Origin of the sequence: Nonomuraea jabiensis, assembly GCF_014204795.1 — a bacterium.
GTDB classification, from domain to species: Bacteria; Actinomycetota; Actinomycetes; order Streptosporangiales; family Streptosporangiaceae; genus Nonomuraea; species Nonomuraea jabiensis.
This window is the reverse complement of the sequence record NZ_JACHMB010000001.1, coordinates 9361712-9379057: the sequence shown is the minus strand read 5'-3', so window position 1 is coordinate 9379057 and position 17346 is coordinate 9361712. Positions and strand designations below refer to the sequence as shown.

At 71.9% G+C, this 17346-nt stretch carries 17 protein-coding genes; 9 read left to right on the top strand and 8 right to left on the bottom strand.

What is annotated here, in order from left to right; all coding sequences use genetic code 11:
* Positions 1–7: 7 nt before the first annotated feature.
* Positions 8–202 carry a Rossmann-fold NAD(P)-binding domain-containing protein gene (locus tag HD596_RS42740; RefSeq protein ID WP_221519800.1) on the bottom strand — a complete coding sequence of 65 codons (195 nt, stop codon included), beginning with the start codon at positions 200–202 and terminating at the stop codon, positions 8–10.
* Between the two features lie 284 nt (positions 203–486).
* On the opposite strand from HD596_RS42740, the gene HD596_RS42735 reads away from it, so the two are divergent.
* Genes HD596_RS42735 through HD596_RS42725 form a run of 3 tightly spaced genes read left to right on the top strand, consistent with a single transcriptional unit; the run spans position 487 to position 3547 of the window.
* A complete protein-coding gene (locus HD596_RS42735) occupies positions 487–1443 on the top strand; it encodes a D-alanine--D-alanine ligase family protein (protein ID WP_185075109.1) in 957 nt (318 codons plus the stop codon).
* The gene (locus tag HD596_RS42730) at positions 1440–2825 is read left to right on the top strand and encodes a UDP-N-acetylmuramoyl-tripeptide--D-alanyl-D-alanine ligase (RefSeq protein WP_185075108.1); all 1386 of its coding nucleotides are present in this window, start codon (positions 1440–1442) and stop codon (positions 2823–2825) included. Before HD596_RS42735 ends, HD596_RS42730 begins: the two co-directional genes overlap by 4 nt.
* Before the next feature lie 29 nt (positions 2826–2854).
* A complete protein-coding gene (locus HD596_RS42725; RefSeq protein WP_185075107.1) occupies positions 2855–3547 on the top strand; it encodes an aspartate/glutamate racemase family protein in 693 nt (230 codons plus the stop codon).
* A 15-nt stretch (positions 3548–3562) separates the two neighbouring features.
* Here the strand turns inward: HD596_RS42725 and HD596_RS42720 are convergent, their stop codons facing one another.
* Together HD596_RS42720 and vanY-N are read right to left on the bottom strand one after the other, a co-directional pair.
* A complete protein-coding gene (locus HD596_RS42720) occupies positions 3563–5620 on the bottom strand; it encodes an ATP-binding protein (protein WP_185075106.1) in 2058 nt (685 codons plus the stop codon).
* A 36-nt stretch (positions 5621–5656) separates the two neighbouring features.
* Entirely contained in the window at positions 5657–6208 is a 552-nt protein-coding gene (gene vanY-N, locus HD596_RS42715) for a D,D-peptidase/D,D-carboxypeptidase VanY-N (RefSeq protein ID WP_185075105.1), read from the bottom strand.
* 198 nt (positions 6209–6406) lie between these two features.
* Between vanY-N and HD596_RS42710 the strand changes: the two genes are divergently transcribed.
* The 5 genes from HD596_RS42710 (at position 6407) to HD596_RS42690 (ending at position 10886) form a co-directional block, all read left to right on the top strand.
* The gene (locus HD596_RS42710) at positions 6407–7081 is read left to right on the top strand and encodes a response regulator (protein WP_185075104.1); all 675 of its coding nucleotides are present in this window, start codon (positions 6407–6409) and stop codon (positions 7079–7081) included.
* A 7-nt stretch (positions 7082–7088) separates the two neighbouring features.
* Complete coding sequence (locus HD596_RS42705) at positions 7089–8564, top strand: ATP-binding protein (RefSeq protein ID WP_185075103.1); 1476 nt, start codon at positions 7089–7091, stop codon at positions 8562–8564.
* Positions 8561–9052, top strand: a complete 492-nt coding sequence (locus tag HD596_RS42700) for a hypothetical protein (protein ID WP_221519798.1) — start codon at positions 8561–8563, stop codon at positions 9050–9052. Before HD596_RS42705 ends, HD596_RS42700 begins: the two co-directional genes overlap by 4 nt.
* Positions 9053–9136: 84 nt before the next feature.
* The gene (locus HD596_RS42695) at positions 9137–9691 is read left to right on the top strand and encodes a TetR/AcrR family transcriptional regulator (RefSeq protein ID WP_185075102.1); all 555 of its coding nucleotides are present in this window, start codon (positions 9137–9139) and stop codon (positions 9689–9691) included.
* Between the two features lies 1 nt (position 9692).
* Positions 9693–10886: an FAD-dependent oxidoreductase gene (locus tag HD596_RS42690; RefSeq protein ID WP_185075101.1), complete on the top strand. Its 1194-nt coding sequence runs from the start codon at positions 9693–9695 to the stop codon at positions 10884–10886.
* Between the two features lie 70 nt (positions 10887–10956).
* On the opposite strand, the gene HD596_RS42685 is transcribed toward HD596_RS42690, so the two are convergent.
* Positions 10957–11580: a TetR family transcriptional regulator gene (locus tag HD596_RS42685; protein ID WP_185075100.1), complete on the bottom strand. Its 624-nt coding sequence runs from the start codon at positions 11578–11580 to the stop codon at positions 10957–10959.
* Between the two features lie 83 nt (positions 11581–11663).
* Here HD596_RS42685 and HD596_RS42680 point away from each other — a divergent pair, with 83 nt between their 5' ends.
* A complete protein-coding gene (locus HD596_RS42680) occupies positions 11664–13085 on the top strand; it encodes an FAD-dependent oxidoreductase (RefSeq protein WP_185075099.1) in 1422 nt (473 codons plus the stop codon).
* 11 nt (positions 13086–13096) lie between these two features.
* On the opposite strand, the gene HD596_RS42675 is transcribed toward HD596_RS42680, so the two are convergent.
* From HD596_RS42675 to HD596_RS42660, 4 genes are all read right to left on the bottom strand, one after another.
* Positions 13097–14086 (bottom strand): BtrH N-terminal domain-containing protein, encoded by a 990-nt coding sequence (locus HD596_RS42675; RefSeq protein WP_185075098.1) that lies wholly within the window; start codon positions 14084–14086, stop codon positions 13097–13099.
* Positions 14083–14889 carry a MerR family transcriptional regulator gene (locus tag HD596_RS42670; RefSeq protein WP_185075097.1) on the bottom strand — a complete coding sequence of 269 codons (807 nt, stop codon included), beginning with the start codon at positions 14887–14889 and terminating at the stop codon, positions 14083–14085. The genes HD596_RS42675 and HD596_RS42670 overlap by 4 nt, the downstream gene beginning before the upstream one ends.
* Positions 14890–15003: 114 nt before the next feature.
* Positions 15004–16368: an MDR family MFS transporter gene (locus tag HD596_RS42665; RefSeq protein WP_313046319.1), complete on the bottom strand. Its 1365-nt coding sequence runs from the start codon at positions 16366–16368 to the stop codon at positions 15004–15006.
* Positions 16365–17312, bottom strand: a complete 948-nt coding sequence (locus HD596_RS42660) for a zinc-binding dehydrogenase (protein ID WP_185075096.1) — start codon at positions 17310–17312, stop codon at positions 16365–16367. The genes HD596_RS42665 and HD596_RS42660 overlap by 4 nt, the downstream gene beginning before the upstream one ends.
* Positions 17313–17346 lie beyond the last annotated feature (34 nt).

Sequence of the window (17346 nt, the reverse complement as noted above, 5' to 3'; positions counted from 1 at the left end):
CGCTTCGTCACCAGGGCATGGGGCCGTTCTCGCCGAAGAACCCGCCGGTCGGCCCGTCCGTGCCGAGCGTGGCCAGGCGGACCAGGATCGCGGCGCCCTGCGCGGTCGTGAGGAAGCCGCTGTGGTTGTTGATCTCGGTGTCCACGTAACCGGGATCGGCGGCGCTGCTGACGTTGACGATGCGCGGCGCCGCCGGCCGCACAGCCGATCCCCTTGTTCGCCCCGGTGATCAGCGCGATCTTCCGGTGCGTGGTGTGCTCGCTCATGTCCGGCTCCGTGCCATGGGATGGCGCGTTCTTCCAGGAACCCGCCTTCGGAACCCGAGACGAGACAGCCCGGTTGTGACATCCGGCCCGGAACTGGACAGCGAATGGCCTGGGAACTGGTCAGCCGAAGGGCCGACACTCGGCAGCGCTGGTCCCGCGACGGCGAACACCGTGCCGCCGGCGGGGCTGTCCCCGTGCCACTGAGGAAGGCTGATCGATCGTGACCGAACGCGTGCGCGTGGCTGTGCTGGCGGGTGGGCCGTCCGCCGAGCATGAGGTGTCGCTGCAGTCGGCGCAGGCCGTGCTCGACGCTCTGCCGAGGGACCTGTACGAGCCCGTCGCCGTCATCATCGACCGGCAGGGCAGGTGGCCGGTGGAGCTGCGACGCGACCTGGCGGACGTGGTCTTCCCCGTGCTGCATGGGCCGTTCGGCGAGGACGGCGTCGTCCAGGGTCACCTGGAGACGCTGGGCATCCCGTACGTGGGCTGCGGCGTCCTGGCCTCGGCCGTGAGCATGGACAAGGTCGCCATGCGCCGCGCGTTCCTGGCGGAGGACATCCCGATCACCCCGCACGTGTGGTTCACCGAGCACGAATGGCGCACCACCACCGACCACTGGGGCCTGGTGAAGTCGCTCGACTGGCCGATGTACGTCAAACCGGCCAACCTGGGCTCCTCCATCGGCATCTCGCGGGTCACCTCCATGGAGGAGCTGCGCGCGGGCGTGGACCTGGCGCTCGCCCATGACCGGGTGGTCATCGTCGAGCAGGGCGTGACCGCCCGCGAGCTCATCTGCGGCGTGCTCGGCGACCATGACACGCCGGACGCCTCGGTGCCCGGCGAGCTCATAGTGCCCGGCGACTGGCTCGACTACGAGGCCAAATACCTCAGCCAGGCCGAGATCGCCACCATCCCCGCCGTGCTGCCGGAACGGGTGGCCGAGGAGGTGCGCGAGCTGTCGCTGCGCGCCTACCGGGCGATCGGCGGCTACGGCCTGGCCCGTGTCGACTTCCTCTACGAGGAGGACACCGGACGCCTGTACGTGCTGGAGATCAACACCATGCCGGGCTTCACCTCCCGTTCCGTCTACGCCCGGGCCTGGGCCGCGAGCGGGATCCCGTACCCGGACCTGCTGCGCCGCCTCATCGACCTCGCGTTCGCCAGGAGCGGCTCATGATCCCCATGACGCTCCACAAGATCGCGCAGGTGGTCGGCGCGAGCCTGCATGACGTGCGCGACCCGCAGGCGCTGGTGACGGCGCCCTCCGCGGTCGACTCCCGCGAGGTGGTGCCGGGCGGCCTGTTCGCCGCGACGATCGGCGCCCGCGTCGACGGTCACGACTACGCGGCCGGTGCCGTCGCGAGCGGCGCCGTCGCCGTGCTGGCGTCGAGGCCCGTCGGGGTGCCCGCCCTCGTGGTCGAGGACGTCCAGCTCGCGCTCGGCCTGCTGGCCAGGCACCTGCTCGAACAGATCAGCCCGATCGTGATCGGCCTGACCGGCTCCGTGGGCAAGACCACGACCAAGGACCTGCTGGCCCAGGTGCTCGAACGGCACGCCGCGACGGTCGCCACCGACAGGTCGTTCAACAACGAGCTCGGGCTGCCGCTCACCGTGCTGCGTGCCGACGCCACCACCCGGTACCTGGTGCTGGAGATGGGCGCGGGCCGGAAGGGCGACCTGAGGTATCTGACCGGGATCGCACCGCCCCAGGTCGGGCTGGTGCTCAACGTCGGCAGCGCACACGTGGAGCGCATGGGAAGCGGGCCGGCCGACGTGGCCCAGGCCAAGGGCGAGCTGGTCGAGGCCCTTCCGGCAGACGGGTTCGCACTGCTCAACGCCGACGACCCGTACGTCATGGGCATGGCCGGCCGCACCAGCGCCCGGATCCTGCGGTACGGCAGGTCGGCGCAGGCTCAGGTGCGAGCCGAAGACGTGCGGCTGGCCGACCGCGCGCGAACCGCGTTCGAGCTGGTGACACCCTCCGGCCGCGCCCCGGTCGAGCTCGACCTCATCGGCGAGCACCAGGTGAGCAACGCCCTGGCCGCCGCCGCCGTCGCCACCGCGCTCGGCCTGGGCGTCGCCGAGATCGCCGCCGGGCTGAACGCCGCACGGCGGCGCTCCGCGGGCCGGCTGGAGATCGTCGAACGACCTGACGGCATCACCATCGTCAACGACGCCTACAACGCCAGCCCCGAATCCATGCGGGCCGGGCTGCGGGCGGTGAAGGCCCTGGCCGGCACCCGTCGTACGGTCGCCGTGCTCGGCGCGATGGGGCAGCAGGCGGCCGCCTCGCGCGCCCGGCACGCGGAAATGGGCCGGCTCGTCGCCGACCTTGGCTTCGACGTGCTGATCGCGGTCGGAGCAGGGGATCCGCTCGCGATGGCGGAGGCAGCGCAGTCCTCGGACCAGGGCGTGGCCGTCCACACCGCGGAGGACGTGGCCGGGGCCGTCAAGCTGGCCACCGCGCTCGTCGAACCGGGAGACGTGGTGTTCGTCAAGGCCTCCAGCGAGATCGGGCTCGGCGCCTGCGCCCGCGCGCTGGCAGCGCCGACCTGTTGACCGCTCCTTTGCTGAATGAACGGAGTTCCATGCGCACGATCGGTCTCATCGGCGGGCTGAGCTGGGAATCGACGGTGATCTACTACCAGATCATCAACCAGCGGGTACGCGAGCGACTCGGCGGCAGCCATTCCGCCAACAGCCTCATCTGGTCCGTCGACTACACGACCGTCGAGGACCTCATCTTCGCCGACCGCTGGGACGAGGTGAGTACGCTGCTGACCGGGGCGGGCAGGAACCTGGAGGAGTTCGGCGCCGACCTCCTGCTCATCTGCAGCAACACCTTCAGCCGGGTGAGCGACGACGTGGAGCGGGCCGTGGACGTGCCCGTGCTGCACATCGCCGACGCCGTGGGCGCCGAGATCCGCGCCAGGGGCATGCGCAAGGTCGGCCTGCTGGGCACTCGCTTCACCATGGAGCAGCCCTTCTACCGGGATCGGCTGGCCGCCCACGGCTTCGACGTGCTCGTCCCGCCGCGTGAGCAGCGGGAACTCGTCCATCACGTGATCTTCGACGAGCTGGTGCGCGGGGTGCTCCGGGAATCGTCCAGGGACGCGTACGCCCGGATCATCGACGACCTCGCAGCCGACGGCGCGGAAGGCGTCATCCTCGGCTGCACGGAGATCGAGCTGCTGATCAGCGAGAAGGACAGCGCCATCCCGGTGCTGCCGAGCGCTCGGCTGCACGCTGAGGCGGCGGCCGGCTTCGCGCTTGCCGGCTGACCCGCCCTCGGTCGTTCACGGCGGCAGGGCCGTGCGGCGCAGGTGGACCGGCACGCCGGTGCCGTACAGCTCCCGGTGCCACAGGTCGGCGCAGACCCGTTCGACGCCGGCCGTCAGATGGCGGCGGTAGGTGGTGAAAGGGAGGCCGAGTCCTTCCGCGGCCAGCTCCTGGGTGGGCGCGCCGCGCAGGAACGTGGCCGACAGCGCCCGGTGGAACTTGACCGAGCGCGGATCCGCACGCAGGTCGTCGATCGCCTGGCGGAGCAGGTCCCCCAGTGCCGTGGCCGGGTTCTGCCCGGCCCGCTCGGCGATCAGCCTGGTACGCGTCAGCGGGGAGACGGCCAGCGCGTCCGGCCGCGACAACTGCCGCAAGGCCTTGCGAACCGCCTCGGCGAACTCCGCCTGGGACAGCACCGCCAGCTTCGCCGTCGCGGCACCCGGGCGGGCGGCAGGCCCCGCGACGAGCAACCGGCTCATCCGCTCCAGCCACGCCTGCGCCGGCACCGCGCGCCAGTCATGAGCGAACACCTCCCCCAGCTGTGGCTGCCCGGAGATGTCACGCATCCCGTAATGCCGCCGCAGCCGCTCCACCCATGCCTGGTTCGGATGCCGTATCTCGATATATGACCATGCCAGCCGCTCGGACCTCAGACAGTTGCCGATCACTCGCCACTGGATCACCTCCATCACCGGCGAGTTCCCCCGATACGGCGGCAGCGCCCATACCCGGCTGACCGCCAGATGTTCACCGGCGCGCAACGGCGTGGTGGCACGCGCGTGCGCCCACGCCATGGCCACGACGGGATCGGCCGCCAGCTCCTCCTCATCGAGTTCCGCCAGCCGCAACCACGCGGAGAAGGCCACGGGCTCGCCGGTTTCGGCCCGCCGATACAGCCGGAACGCCTCCGGCTGACGTTCCGCCCAGAAGGCGGCGCAGGCCGCGGACGCCGCCCCCTCCGCTGCCGTCACCACCCGGAGCAAGGTAGCGATGTCCTCCTCCCGCAGCACCTCCTCCTGGAACTCGTCCTCGTCGTGGCAGCCGCGGAAATCGGCCGGCGCCCCGCTGTCGCGATGCAGGTGGAGCAGTGCCGCCACCGCGCCGGGCACGTCCGCGTCGCTCGCCGTGCGCACCCTCTCCGCCAGATGCGCATGAATGCGGTCGTGCATGACCGCGTACCCCTCCGGATCCCGCCATCGCAGGTCCGCCTCCAGCACCCCCCGCACCACGTCATGCGGAAACAGCCCGCGGCTGCTCGACTCCACGAACGGCAACCGCCGCAACCACCGGAACAACGTCCCGGCCTCCTCCGGCAGGACCGCCCGCAGCAGGTCCTCCGTCGTCATGTACGCATGCGCGCAGATCTCCAGAGCCCGCCGATGCGCCGCCGAAGGCGACTCCCCCACCAGCTCATCCAGCAGCGTGGCCACCACGTCCTGATTCGGCCTCCACCGCCCGCCGGCCCCGCCGTCCTTGACCGCCACGGCCGCCCCTAGCAGCAGCGCCAGCGGATGGCCACCCGCGAAGGCCAGCAGCGGCTCGCGCGACTCGGCCGGCACCCCGCAGGAGTCCAGCAGGGTCCGCGCGTCTCCGGCCCGCAGGTCGCGCAGCGGCAGCACCTCCAGCGCCCCCGCCCATCCCGGATCGGCCTGCCACCGCATGTCCGGCGGGTTCCGCCCGGCGATCACCACCAGCGCCCCCACGGGCACCCGTGGCAGGAACCGCTCGCGCAGCCATCCCTCCAAGCCCTGAATCCGCTCGAAGTCGTCGACCAGCAGCACCGCGTCCGCATCCCGAAGCACCGGCTCGGCCTCCGACGCCGCCGGCTCCAGCATGCGCCCGTCCACCATGGACACCGGCCGCCCCGCCACCGCGGCCTCGTGAGCGAACCGCCGCAACAGGGCCGACTTCCCGATGCCGCCGGGGCCGTGCACGTACAGAACGCTGCAGCCGCCGCCGTACAACGCCGCGTTGAAGACCGCGACTTCTTCCTCCCGCCCGACGAACGCCGTCTCGCGCGCCGCTCGCAGGCGGCATCCCAGCAATCCGGGCTTGTCGTCACTGCCCGATGACATACCCCTGACCCCTCTCCGAACGGACCCGAACCTGGGCTACAGCCGGCCCACGCCGGGGTGGGGGCGTCGGCGTGGTGGCCTGCCGCCGCGTTCCGGGCGATACTCGAAGTGCCACCACTCGTTGTCGTACATCCGGTACAGGTCGTAGCGGGCGCCGTGCTCCTCGAGCCAGCGCGCGCCTTCGTGGGGGCGCACGTCCAGCGCGATGCCCTTGACGTGGTTGGATTCCGCCGGTGGCAGGACGAGCATCCGCGCCGAGGACGGGGAGCCGGAGCGGCGCACCTCCTCGTCGAACATCCGTTGCTGGACAACGGGGTCGCGGTATCCCGACGTGAGGCCGATGAGCTGGCCGTGACGCCAGAGGGCGTCGGTGCGCGCCGCGGTGAACGCCGCCAGGGCGCCGTCGGTGAGCCCGGTGAGATCCTCGGCCGGGAATCGCATCCGTAACGCCCAGCGGCAGGCCACTTCGCGGGCGCGACCGGGATGGCGGGCGAGCGCCGCGGGCAGCAGGACCACGGCGAGCACCAGCGTGACCACGGCATACAGCCGGTCGCGGGGCCGAGGTGGGATCGTGCGTGGTTCGTTCATGGCGACTACGATTGGCGCCGAATGTGCGCGGGCTGTCCGCCGCATGTCATGGTTTGTCGACGGCGGCCGGGGCGATGGGACCGTCGCCGCGACCGTGACACAACCATGACACGACGCGGACGAGCCGGGGACACGGCCGGTCGACAGTGGATGGGGTTGACCGACGGGCTAGTTACGGAGCGTGCTGTGATACGCGGCGTGTCACGAGTGTTGTTGATCGAGGACGATCCGGCCGTGCGGGAGGGCCTTGAGCTGGCCCTGACCCGGCACGGGCACGCGGTGCGCGCGGTGGAGTCCGGCGAGCAGGGGCTGGAGCGGCTGCGGATGGACCTTCCCGACGTCGTCGTGCTCGACCTGATGCTGCCCGGGATGGACGGGTTCGAGGTCTGCCGGCGCATCCGTGCCATCGGTGAGGTGCCGATCATCATGTTGACCGCGCGCGGCGACGACATCGACGTGGTGGCGGGGTTGGAGGCGGGCGCCGACGACTACGTGGTCAAGCCGGTGCAGCCCAGGGTGCTCGAGGCCCGCATCCGCGCGGTGCTCCGGCGGATCGGCCGGGACCAGGCGGAGCTGGAGCGGCACGGGGACCTGACCATCGATCGGGCCGGGCTGGTGGTCGCCAACCGCGGCGTGCCGGTCAGCCTCGCCCCGACCGAGCTGCGCCTGCTGCTCGAACTCTCCGGCACACCGGGCCGGGTGCACAGCCGCCAGCAGCTGCTGGAGTCGGTGTGGGAGCACGGATATTTCGGCGACTCGCGTCTCGTGGACGCGTGCGTGCAGCGGTTGCGCGCGAAGATCGAGGACGATTCGACGGCGCCCGTCTACGTGCAGACGGTGCGTGGGTTCGGGTACCGGTTCGGGCCGGTGTGAGCCGCCCATGACACCTCGGCCGAGCCTGGGGCTGCGTGCGCGGCTGCTGTTCGCGTTCACGCTGGTGTGTGTGGTCACCACGGCGGCGGTGGCCGGCGGGATCTACGTCCAGGCCCGCAACGACATCCTGCAGAGGACCCAGGACGCCACGGTGGAGACCGTGAGAAGCCGTCTGAAGGACGTCTTCCCGTTGCGGAGTGCGACGCCGGACCAGGACGAGCTCGGCGACATCGCCGCCGTCGTGCCCGACCGGAACACCGTGGAGTTCGCGGTCGCCATTTACGGCGAGACGCACTCGCCGACCGCCCCGCCGGGGGGCTGGCGGCCGGGCGGGAGGGTGCTGGCTCCGGATCTCGGGGTGATTTCACCGGAGTTGCGGCGGAAGGTGGCCGACGGCGAGATCGCGTGGCAACGCGTGGTCTGGGACGACACGCCCTGGCTGATCATCGGCACGCCGTTGCTGATCGACGAGCCGGATCGGCCGGCGCGGGCGTCGGGTATCGAGGTCTACGCCGCGCGCAGCCTGATCGCCGAGCAGAGCAGCATCGACGGGCTCGCCGCACGTGCCTGGGGCATCGGCGGGGTGGCTCTGACGTTCGCGATCGTCCTCGCGTTGCTGGCCACCCGTGGCGTGCTGCGCCCGGTGCGCGAGCTCGGCCGGGCGGCACGCCTGCTGGGCGAGGGCGAGCTGCGGACCAGGATCGAGGTCAGCGGCTCCGACGAGCTGGCCGACGTGGCACGCACGTTCAACAACACCGCCGCGGAGCTGGAACGGCACGTCAAGCAGCTGCGCGAGATGGAGGCCGACGCCCGCCGGTTCGTGGCCGACGTGTCCCACGAGCTGCGCACCCCGCTGGCCGCCCTCACCGCGGTCGCCGACGTCCTCGACGAGGAGGCGGCCGACCTGCCCGAGCCCGCAGGCAGGGCCGCCAGGCTGGTCAGCCAGGAGACGCTCAACCTCACGGGGCTGGTGAACGACCTCATCGAGATCAGCAGGTTCGACTCGGGCGTCGCGGCCCTCGCGCTGAACGAGGTCGACGTGGCAGAGCTGGTGGGCGCGACCCTGCGTACGCGGGGCTGGTCGGAGCAGGTGCAGACCGAGCTGCCACCCGCGGTGACGGCGCGGCTGGACCCGCGCCGAGTGGACGTCATCCTCGCGAACCTGGTCGGCAACGCCCTGCGGCACGGCGAGCCACCGGTGTCGGTACGGCTTACCGCCGACGCGCACCTGATCGCTCTCGAGGTCCGCGACCACGGGCCGGGGCTGGACGAAGCGGTGCTGCCGCACGTGTTCGACCGGTTCTACAAGGCCAGCGCGGCCCGGGCCAGGTCCGAGGGCAGCGGGCTCGGCCTGGCCATCGCGCGGGAGAACGCGCGCCTGCACCAAGGCGATCTCACCGTCACCAACGCCCCGGACGGCGGCGCCGTGTTCACGCTGCGCCTGCCACGCCGGACACACGATCAGGACGGAGGCGCCGAGTGAGAACCGGGCTCGCCCGCCACGTGCTCGCCGCGGGCCTCGTATCGCTCCTCGCCGCGGGCGGCTGCGGCGTGCAACCCAGCGAGGCCATCTCCGCCGGCAACCCGCCGAGCGGAGGCGTCGCACGATCCTTGAAGATCGCCCTCTTCCTGGTGAAGAACGGCCGGCTCAGCGCGGTGACGCGGCCCGGTTTCCGATTGTCCCAAGCGGACGCGCTCGCGCTGCTGGCAGCCGAACCCACCGAGGAGGAACGGTCGCGCGGGATCACCACCGACGTCCCGCCCGAAGCCGGCCCGTTCTCGGTGACCGCCGGGCCGGACGGCCACGTGGTGGTGACCCTGTCCACTCCGGCCGGCGAACTGTCCGCACTGGCCGTCGACCAGATCGTGTGCACGGCCGCCGCCTGGGCGCCGCAAACCCCCGCCCAGGTCACCGTCGTCGGCGCCGGCCAGGACCTCGGCCCCCGAAGCTGCCCGGTGCAGCGACCGTAGGCGACCAGCAGGAGCCCCCGCGCGGCGGTGGTGGACCACTCACTCATGCTACGATGAATAAACGTTTACTCAATGAGGTGGGTCATGGCCAGGACGCGAAGCGAGCAGGCGGCATGGCGCCGGGAGCAACTGCTGGACGCAGCCTTGCGCGTGTTCGCCGACAAGGGCGTGGACGGGGCCACGGTCAAGGACGTGGCCCAGGCCGCCGAGGTGACACCGGGCCTGCTGTATCGCTACTTCGACAGCAAAGAGGCGATGGTGGAGACGCTGCTGTCGGAGCGGGGCTTCCTGCCCCGCCTGCGGGAGTTGCGGGCGGAGCAGGACGACTCGCGGCCGGCTCCCGAGGTGCTGACCGAGTTGCTGGAGGCGTTCGACCGGCTGCTCGCCGACAACGCCGAGCTGATGGCGGTGTTCTTCAGCTCCGCCCAGGCCCGCGGACCGCTGGCGACGCTGGTGAGCGAGGGCCAGCGGCTCATCGGCGACTTCCTGCTCGAACGCATCGATACCGGCGAACTCCGCCCGCACGACACGGTCATGGCCGCCAGGACCCTGTTCGCCACCGTCGCCGTCAACCGGCGGCTGGGCACCCCCATCGACATCGCGGCCCTGGTCGGGCTGCTGTTTCCGGAAGAAGGATGAGATGCGCGCACAGTGCTGTGTCGTCGGGGGCGGCCCCGCGGGCATGATGGCCGGGTTACTGCTGGCCCGCCAGGGCGTGGAGGTGATCGTGCTGGAAAAGCACGCGGACTTCCTGCGCGACTTCCGCGGCGACACCGTCCACCCCTCCACCCTGCAACTGATCGCCGAGCTGGGCTGGATCGAGGAGTTCCTGGACCTCCCGCACACCAAGATGCCCCAGGTGGCGGTCAACATGGGCGGCCAGGACGTCACCTTCGCCGACTTCAGCCGGTTGAACGTGCGCTGCCCCTACATCGCGTTCATGCCGCAATGGGACGTGCTGGACTTCCTGGCCGGCAAGGCCACGGCCTACCCCTCCTTCCGCCTCCTGCGCCGCGCCCAGGCCACCGAACTCCTCACCGACCAGGGACGGGTGACCGGCGTCCTGGCCGACACCGCCGACGGCCCCGTGGAGGTACGGGCCGACCTGGTGATCGGCGCCGACGGCCGCCACTCCACCGTACGGGCCCGCGCCGGCCTCACCCCCGTCAGCGCCTCGCCCCCCATGGACGTGCTCTGGTTCCACCTGCCCCGCCGCCCACAGGACCAGGTGCCCTTCTTCCAGGGCGGCAAGGGGGCACTGATCTCCATCGACCGTGGTGACTACTGGCAGCTGGCCTACGCGATCCCGGCGGCCGCCTTCGACGAGCTCAAGGCCGCCGGGCTGGCGGCGTTCCGGGAGCGGGTGGCGCACCTGGCGCCCGCCCTGCGCGACCGCGTGGACCACCTCCACGACTGGGAGGCGGTGCACCACCTGAGCGTCCGCGTGGACCGGCTGCCGCGGTGGCACCGGCCAGGGCTGCTGTGCATCGGCGACGCCGCGCACGCCATGTCCCCCGCGGGCGGCGTGGGCATCAACCTGGCCGTGCAGGACGCGGTGGCCACCGCCAACCTGCTGGGCCCGCTTCTCGCCCGAGGCGGCAGACCGCAGGACGCCGACCTGGCCCGGGTGCAGTCACGAAGAGAACGCGCCGCGAGGATCACCCAGGCCTTCCAGCTCGGCATCCTGCGCGACCTCTACCCCAAGGACCTGGGCGACGACACCACCCAGCACGTGCCCCCGATCTTCACGGCGTTCCGGACGCTGCCGCCGCTGCGCCACCTCCTGGGCCGTTTCATCGGCATGGGCGTCCGTCCGGAGCACATCGCCACGTAACCTCGCCACGTAGCATCCCGCTTCCGCCCGGCGCGCCCGCGCAGCCAGCCCTATACATGCCCGGCCAGCCCTATACGTGCCCGGCCAGCCCCTCGGACAGCAAGGTGAAGGCGTGTTCGGCGTCGGCGACCGCCTGCGGATAGCGCTCGTCGGCGGTCTGGCCGCCGGCCAGCGCACCGGAGTTGTCCAGCGACAACAGCCAGTGCACGCCCACCACCTGGGTGGCCGCCAGGCGCGCGGTCAGGGCGGGGACGCCGGCGGTGTCCTGGAGCGCCTCCGCGAGCGCCCGTTCCGAACCCTCCTGGAAGCGGGTCGCCCTCGCCCGCAGCGCCGGGGTATCCGTGATCATGCGGATGAGCGCGAGGATCTCCGGGACGTCGTTGAGGCCGGTGATCGGGTCGCGGTCGCGCAGGCCGTCCAGGAAGTGGTCGCGCAGGGCCACCAGCGGCCCGACCCCCGCCGGGCGGGCGCGCACCACGCGGCCCGCCTCGGTCTCGTGGTCGGCGAAGCGGTGGACGACGAGGTCCTCCTTGGCGGGGAAGTACGCGAACAGGGTCCGCTTCGACACTTCGGCCGCCTCCGCCACCTCCGCCACCGACACCTGGTCGAACCCGCGCTCGAGGAAGAGCGTGATGGCGGCTTCCGAGATGGCGGCATGGGTCCGTGCCCGTTTGCGTTCACGCAGCCCTGTCATGCCGCAACGGTATCAAAATCTGCACTCGTACGTTTCTCGCATGAGGTATACATTTGCACTCAGGCGAGATTTCGGGAGGAACGATGACGGAAGTGATCGTCGCGGGCGCCGGGCCCACCGGGCTGGCACTGGCCTGCGAGCTGGCTCTGGGCGGCGTGGACGTGCTGGTGGTGGAGCGGCTGCCGTACCGGATCGAGCAGACCAAGGGCGGCACGATCCAGCCGCGCACCCAGGAGCTGCTCGAGCTGCGCGGCCTGCTGGAGCCGATGCAGGACAGGGCGCTGTCACGCGAGCCGGCGGGCGGGCACTTCGCGATGCTGCCCGTACCGCTCGACTGCACGGCGTGGGACACCGCATACCCGTACCCGCTCTCGATCCCGCAGGGGGAGATCGAGAAGGTGCTGGAGGAGCGCGCTACGGCGCTGGGGGTCAAGGTGCTGCGCGAGAGCGCGGTGACGGCGGTGGAGCAGCCGGACGGCGGCGTGGTCGTGACGGCCGGCGACCGGCGGATCGAGGCCCGCTACCTGGTGGCCTGCGACGGCGGGCACAGTACGGTCAGGAAGCTGCTCGGCGTGCCGTTCCCCGGCAGGCCGGGGACGTACACGGCGGTGCTGGCCGACGTGCGGCTGTCGTCGGTGTCCGACCTCGTCCCGAAGGCCCTCGGGCACATCAGCACGCTCACGCGCGAGGTCGACGACCGCTGGGTCATGCTGGTGCCGCTGGGCGGCGGCCGCTACCGGTTCACCGGCGGGGCGGCGGGCGAGGAGGAGCCGAGCAGGGACAGGCCGGTCACGTTCGAGGAGATCGCCGAGCTGCTGCGCGCCGTGTACGGCGAGCAGACCGTGCTGGCCGCCGTGGACAACTCCTCGCGGTTCAGCGACGCCACCCGGCAGATCGACAGCTACCGGGTGGGCAACGTGTTCTTCGCCGGCGACGCCGCGCACATCCACCCGCCCTTCGGCGGGCAAGGGCTGAACCTGGGCGTTCAGGACGCGTTCAACCTGGGCTGGAAGCTGGCCGCCGTACTACGGGGCCGGGCCCCGGCGGACCTCTTGGACACCTACCACGCCGAGCGGCACCCGGCCGGGGCCTGGGTCCTGCACATCACTCAGGCGCAGCGGGTCTTCGCCACTCCCCGGCCCAGCGAGGACACCATCGAGCTGCGCAAGGTCTTCACGGACCTGATCCGCCTGCCCGAGGCCAACAGGCACCTGGCGGGCCTGATGTCGGGGCTGTCGCACTCCTACGACCTGCCCGGCGACCACCCGCTGGTCGGTCACCGGGTCGCCGGCGTGGATCCGTCGCTGTTCCAGGCCGGCAGGCCCGTCCTGCTCGACCTGGCCGGGATCCTCCCGCCCGGCCTCGGCGCGTCGCGCGTCCAGCCGGTGGACGGCCTGCCCGGCGCGATCCTGGTCCGCCCCGACGGCTACGCGGCCTGGGCGGCGGACACGGATCCCGACCTGGACGCCCTCGTCGGCAACCCGTGCTGGTCCCTCCTGGCATAGGTCCGCGGGTCTCACTCCCCCAGGCGGCTCAGCGCCCGCATGGCCTCGCGCTCGACGCGTGAAAGCTCGCAAAGTACGGTGCCCGCCTGGTCGAGGTACTGCGCCTCGCCTGATTCACCGGCCTTCGTGATCAGTGCCGCGGCTTCCGTCCACAGCGTGGCTGCCTCGGCGTACAGCCCGTGGCCGGTACGCAGGTGGCCGCTGTCGAGCAGGTGGAGGCACTCGGCGAGGAAATCGCGGTAGAGATTGCGGAACAGGGCGCCGCCGGTGCCGGCCTTCTCCATCAGGAGGGCGGCCTGCGGCAGGTCCCGCCGCGGGTTGTCGGTCCGCTGGAGCCAGGTACGTACCAGCTTGCCGGCCTTGTCGATCCCGCGGTGCCCCACGTTGGCGATGGGCGGGTTGAGGAAGGCATCGGCGCAGGCCGTGATGGCGGGAATGATCTGGCCCTGCGGGGAAGGCGGGTTCTTCGGAGCGGTGAGGGTGAAGGACCGGTGCCTGGCGGCCATCGGGCCGCGCGCGGCCCTGGCCTGGGCGAGCGTGGCCAGGCTGGTGGAGACCGCGCCGCCCTGCTGGTCGGTGTCCACCAGGTAGGCGTCGTGGTCGTCGTAGCCGTACATGGCGACGACATGGCCGCCGAAGTGCACCTTCGACCCGAAGTAGTCCAGGTGGTAGCTGTCGAGCTGCAGTCCGACGGGGCGGCCGGCGTCGATGGGCGCCGCCACGTTCTCCCACGCCCTGCGCGGGGAGGTGGTCTCCTGGACCAGGAGCTCCAGCCCGAGCCTGGCGGCCAGGTTCCTGGTGAGGTCGAACGGCTTGACCCGGCCCCCGAGGAACGGGAATCCCATGTTCTTGCTGTCCCAGTAGATGAAGGACAGACCGGAGCCGAGGCCGAAGAGCATGGGCTCGGACAGATCGAGGCCCTGGTGCCGCAGCAGCACCCCCAGAGCTGTCGTCTCGCAGTGCTGCGCACCGCGGGTGTCGAGGTCTCTCACCATCGTCATGCCGTGCTCTCCTGGATGGGGATGATCAGCCGGGTCATCAGTTCTTCCTGCGGCGCCTCCGCCGGGCCGACGAGATAGGCCTCACGTACGGGCGCCTTCGGACGCAGCCCGCGCTCGTGGATGGCGGCGAAGAGCGCGTTGTAGGCCAAGGGCAGCTGGGCGTAGGGCCCGATGTGCACGGTCTCGGCCACGGGTCCGCCGGGCAGCACCTCGAACTCCAGGCCGGGCGCCTCTTCCCCCTGCGGCGTCTGCGCTCCGACGGCGATCTCCATCCGCTCTTCCAGATCCAGCGGGTACAGCGCCCACAGCGGCGGCTCCCACGCGATCCCCGCCTTGCCGAGCACGGGCAGCAGCCGGCTCACGCACTCCTCGACCTTCTCCCCGATCTCCGCGGGGCCGCAGACCGCTCGCGCCACCGCCAGCCGCCGCTCCGGCTCCCTGCCCATCGTCACCTCGTAGCCTGGCAGGCCACCCTCCGCCAGCCGCTCCAGCATCTCCAGCCGCGCCCGGTCCCGGCTGATCCGTTCGGCCAGCCGGTCCCGCTCGGCGCGCAGGATCCGCGCCCTGGACTCGGGCTCGGCGGCCAGGGCCTGGGCGATCACGGCCAGGGGCAGGTCCATTTCGCGCAGCAGGGCGATGGTCAGGGCATCGCGTGCCTGTTCGGGGGCGTAGTAGCGGTAGCCGGAGCCGGCGTCCACGTGGACCGGGGCCAGCAGGCCCACCTCGTCGTAGTGCCGTAGCTGCTTGACGCTGAGCCGGCACAGGCGGGCGAAGCGCCCGATGGTGAGAAGTTCGCCTTGCACGTCACCATGGTGGACTCTCCCACAGTGGGAGAGTCCACCGCGCTTCCCTACCCGGCCACGGCCTCGCCGTTGCATCCCGGGCGGATGATGCCTGTCCTTGGCGGGGTTGCCGGTTCATTTGCGGCCGGGCAGGCTTGCGGCCATGACCAGGCCGGTTGCGGTGAGGAGGAACATCCAGGTGAGAGCTAGGGCGAAGCCGCCGGCCTGGAGGATGACGGCCATCAGCGCGGTGCCGGTGGCGGCGCCGATCCGTTGCACGATGGTGCTGGCGCTGGTGGCGTGCGGGATGGCGGCCGGGCGCAGGGTGCGGTAGACGGCGACGCTGACGGGCAGACTGGCGACGCCGAATCCGGCTCCGCGCAGGAGCAACGCCACGCTCAGCAGGAGAGCGTCGGTGTCAGGGGTGGCGAAGACGAACGGAAGGGTGCCCAGGGTGGCCGCGGCCATCCCGGCGAGGGCCAGCGGACGCGGCGGCAGGCGGTCGGCGTACCGGCCGACCAGCAGGGACGCCAGCGCGATACCGAGGGTCTGGGGAGCGAGCGCCAGCCCGGCGTCGAGCGCGGACAGGCCGTGCAGCCGCTGGTAGTACAGCGGCAGCAGGAACATCGGCCCCCAGCTCGTGACGCCGAGGACGAACATCATGACCGTCCCCGACCGGAAGGCGCGATCGGCGAAGAGCCGCAGGTCGAGCAGGCTCGCCTCGGCCCGGCGGAGCGAACGCGTGATGAACGCGGCCAGGAGCCCGGCCCCCGCCACCGCCGTCAGGGTCGCGGCCCCGATCCCGGCCCGCGTCTCCAGCCCGGTCAGCGCGTGCAGCAGGGCGACCACTCCGGCCGGCAGCAGGAGCAGCCCGACAAGGTCGAGCCGGCGTTCGTCGCGCTCCTCGTCCCGGGGGAACCACCGCCACGTCATGGCCATCGAGACCAGGACGAGCGGCACGTTGACGAGGAAGATCCAGCGCCATCCCCAGCCGTCGATCAGCACGCCGCCGAGCACGGGCCCGGAGATCGGGGCGATCTGCCCGACGAAGCCGACCGTGCCCATCACCCGGCCCAGGCGTTCGGGTCCCGCGGCCCGGGCCAGGACGAGCTGCGTCACAGGCAGGATCATGCCACCGCCCAGCCCCTGCAGCGCCCGGAAGGCGATGAGCGAGCCTGCCGACCACGCGGCGCCGCACAGGATCGACCCGAGCAGGAACAGCCCCAGGGCCGTCAGCCACACGGCGCGGGCGCCGAAGCGGCCGACCGACCAGCCCACCAGCGGGATGACGGCGGTCATCGCCAGCACGTACGAGGTGGTGACCCACTGGATCATCGTCACCGGCGCGGCCAGGTCCCTGGCCAGCTCGTCCAGCGCCACCGCGACGATCGTGGTGTCCAGCAGCGCTGCCATCGCACCCACCAGGACCGTCGCGGTCAGCGGCAGGAGGGCGCGGGCGGTCGTGGCAGAGGTGGCCGGGCTTGCGTTCGGCGTGTTCACGGGATCAGCAGGGTCTTGCCGATCGTGGCGCGGGCTTCGATCGCCCGGTGCGCCTCGGCGGCCTCGGCCAGGGGGTAGGTCTGGCCGATGATCGGGCGCAGCCGGCCGGCCGCGGCGTGCGCGAGCGCCTCCTCGGCCAGCGCCCGGGTCTCCGCCGGGGTCGGAACGCCGCCGTCGGGGACGACCGTCACCTGGGCGGCCGGCTCGGTCCAGGAGCCGGAGGCCATGCCGTACACGCTGGCCCGGCCGCCGGGCCGTACGGCGCGCATGCCCTGCGCGCCCACGACGCCGCCGACTCCGTCGAAGACGAGATCGACGCCTCCGCTCATCTCGGCGACCTCGCGTTCCCACCCCGGCTTGGAGTAGTCCACGTAGGCGAGAGCACCCAGCGAGGCGACCAACGCCTCCTTGCCCGGACCGCGGGCAGCGCCGACCACCTTCGCCCCCGAGGCGGCGGCCAGCTGGACCAGCAGACTGCCGACACCGCCGGCGGCCGCCTCCACCAGCACCCACTCGCCCGGACGCACCTCGGCCCGCCGGTGCAGGAGCACCGCTGTCCGGCCGTCGGCCAGCAGCGCCACCGCATCCCGCAGCGTCACCTGCGCCGGGACGGGGACGAGGTCCTCCACCCGGGCCACGGCCAGCTCCGCATAGCCGCCGGTGCCGCCCGTCGTGGTCACCACGGTCTGCCCGACCAGCGCGGCATCCACCCCCGGGCCGACAGCCGAGACGCGCCCGCCCACCCCGTTGCCGGGGATGCGCGGAAGCGGTGGCCGCTGGTGGGCCGCGGGCCCGCGACCGGCCCGCACCTGCGTCTCGACGTACGTGATCCCGGCGTAGTCCACCGCCACGAGCACCTGCCCCGGCCCCGGCACCGGGTCTTCGACCTCCCGGACGCGCAGCACCTCCGGCCCGCCGAAGCGATCCATGACCACAGCATGCATGACTGCCTCCTCAATAGGAGCGAAATGCTCCGAT